The organism is Protofrankia sp. CiT1 (assembly GCF_917627335.1).
Lineage (GTDB): Bacteria > Actinomycetota > Actinomycetes > Frankiales > Frankiaceae > Protofrankia.
On sequence record NZ_CAKJTP010000074.1, the window covers coordinates 3,208 to 5,507 of the forward strand.

Annotated in this window: 3 protein-coding genes; all 3 read left to right on the plus strand. The window is 68.3% G+C overall.

The features are described 5' to 3' along the window. The first annotated feature begins 78 nt into the window (after nt 1-78). Genes MJ785_RS13320 through MJ785_RS13330 form a run of 3 tightly spaced genes read left to right on the plus strand, consistent with a single transcriptional unit; the run spans nt 79 to nt 2,040 of the window. Nucleotides 79-1,482 carry an SRPBCC family protein gene (locus MJ785_RS13320; protein ID WP_239308803.1) on the plus strand — a complete coding sequence of 468 codons (1,404 nt, stop codon included), beginning with the start codon at nt 79-81 and terminating at the stop codon, nt 1,480-1,482. Next, entirely contained in the window at nt 1,467-1,811 is a 345-nt protein-coding gene (locus MJ785_RS13325; protein WP_239308804.1) for a 2Fe-2S iron-sulfur cluster-binding protein, read from the plus strand. The genes MJ785_RS13320 and MJ785_RS13325 overlap by 16 nt, the downstream gene beginning before the upstream one ends. 7 nt (nt 1,812-1,818) lie before the next feature. Beyond that, a complete protein-coding gene (locus MJ785_RS13330) occupies nt 1,819-2,040 on the plus strand; it encodes a hypothetical protein (RefSeq protein ID WP_239381189.1) in 222 nt (73 codons plus the stop codon). The last annotated feature ends 260 nt before the right edge of the window (nt 2,041-2,300 follow it).

Sequence of the window (2,300 nt, forward strand, 5' to 3'; positions counted from 1 at the left end):
GGGATTCCGGTGTGATCTCCTGCCTGGCGCCTGGCGACCGGTTACTATAGCCAGACACAAGAAACTTCGGGAGGCGTCATGGTCACGCAGGAGCCCGGCACCCGCGCCCGTTGCCCCGGCCCGTCCGCTCAGGACTACCTCGCCGCGGACACCCGGCCCGTGCCCAGCGTCCTGCGGCTCACCGTGAACGAGTACCTCGGCAACGAGGATATCGATGCCGAGCGCTACATCTCCCCCGCCTGGCATCGCCTGGAGGTCGAGAAGCTCTGGCGGCGAGTCTGGCAGTTCGCCTGCCGGGAGGAGGACATCCCCGAGGTCGGTGACCACGAGATCTACGAGATCGCCGACGACTCGCTATTGATCGTGCGGACCGCCCCGACCGAGATCCGGGCCTTCGTCAACGCCTGCCTGCACCGCGGGCGCAAGCTGCGCACCACCAGCGGGCACGTTCCGGAGTTCCGCTGCCCGTTCCACGGGTTCACCTGGAACATCGACGGCACCCTCAAGAGCATCCCGTGCGCCTGGGACTTCCCCCACGTCGACCGGGAGAAATTCAGCCTGCCCGAGGCGAGGGTCGCCACCTGGGGCGGCTTTGTCTTCATCAACATGGATCCCCACAGCGAGCCGTTCGAGACCTTCGCCGGCGACCTGCCGGACCACTTCACCCGGTGGCCGCTGGAAGACCGTTATACCTCGTTACACATCGCGAAGGTCCTGCCCTGCAACTGGAAGATCGGGCAGGAGGCCTTCATGGAGGCCTTCCACGTGATCGGCACCCACCCGCAGCTACTGGCCTGGATGGGCGACGCCAACTCCCAGTACGACGTGGTGGCCAGCGCCAACTGGGACCGCACGATCACCGTGCAGGGCGTGCCGAGCCCGCATCTGGCGGGCGGCGTGACCGAAGAGGATGTCCTGGAGAGCTTCTACTTCTCACGCGGCTTCTACGCCTCGACCCAGGGCCGGGACCTCACCGCGGCTGGCGGCGACCTGCCGGAGATCCCAGCCGGTGGCACGGCCCGCGCGGTGCTCGCCGACCAGATGCGCGCCCAGTTGAGCGCGCTCTCCGGCGAGAGCTACGCGGAGGTCACCGACAGCGAGCTGCTGGACGCGGTCAACTATATTCTCTTCCCGAACTTCCACCCCTGGGCGGGGAAAAAATCGAATATCGTCTATCGGTTCCGGCCCTACGGTAACGACCCCGACCGTTGTGTTGCCGAAATCTTCTTCCTGTCGGGATGGCCCAAGGGCACCCCGCGCCCGGCCCCGGCGAAGATCCGATGGGTGCCCGCGGGCATGAACATGGCGGACGTTGCCGAACTCGGTCTGCTGGGCCCGGTCTTCGACCAGGACCTCGCCAACCTGCCGTTCGTCCAGCAGGGCCTGAAGGCGACCCGCAAACCAGGCATAACGCTCGCGGACTATCAGGAAAGCCGCATCCGGCACTTTCACCATCTGCTCGACACGTGGATGTCACGCTGACCGCTCAGGTGACGGTAACGCCGTCCGGCATCGTGCTGGCCGTGGCCGAGAGCGAGACCGTCTTCAGCGCCGCCCGGCGGCACGGCCTGTGGTGGCCGACCGTCTGCGGCGGGCTCGGCACCTGCCGTATCTGCGTGCTGCGGGTCAGCGCGGGGGCCGACAACTGCGGCCCCGTTGACGATCGTGAACAGGAGGGGCTGACCGCCATCGGTCCGGAGGCGGACGGGCGCCTCCGGCTGGCCTGCCGGCTGCGTGTGACCGGCCCGGTCGTGGTCGTCAAGCGCGGCGTACGCCGTGTGGAGGAACTGCGCGGCCTGGAGGAGCTGTGAACGTGCGGTGAACGCAAAACCCATGAGCCTGACTCATCCGATCACCAAACAGGTGTACACGCTGACCGACACCGGGCTGGTCGAGGTCCACGACCCGACGACCGGCCAGCGCGGCCTGTTCGACTCCGAGGGCCGCTGGCAGTCGGGCGAGATCCGTCACGCGGACCTGCAGATCACCGGCTGGGTCGGCCGCCGCGCCCGGCCGCGGGACGGGAAAACCCCGCCATGAGCACCGCCGGGCGCCACACTCGGGTGGTGACGCTGGCCCGCCGTCCCGGTCCGGGCGGACCGGCGCCCGAGGACTTCACGCTCACCGAACGAGCAGTGCCCGAGCTGGGTGCGGGCCAGCTTCTCGGCGGCAGAGCCGTTCAGAGCCGCTGGGTGCGGAAGAACGCGCGGACGTCGTCGACGAGCAGCTCGGGCTCCTCCATCGCCGCGAAGTGGCCGCCCCGGGCCATATCCGTCCAGTGACACAGGGTGGGGAAGGCT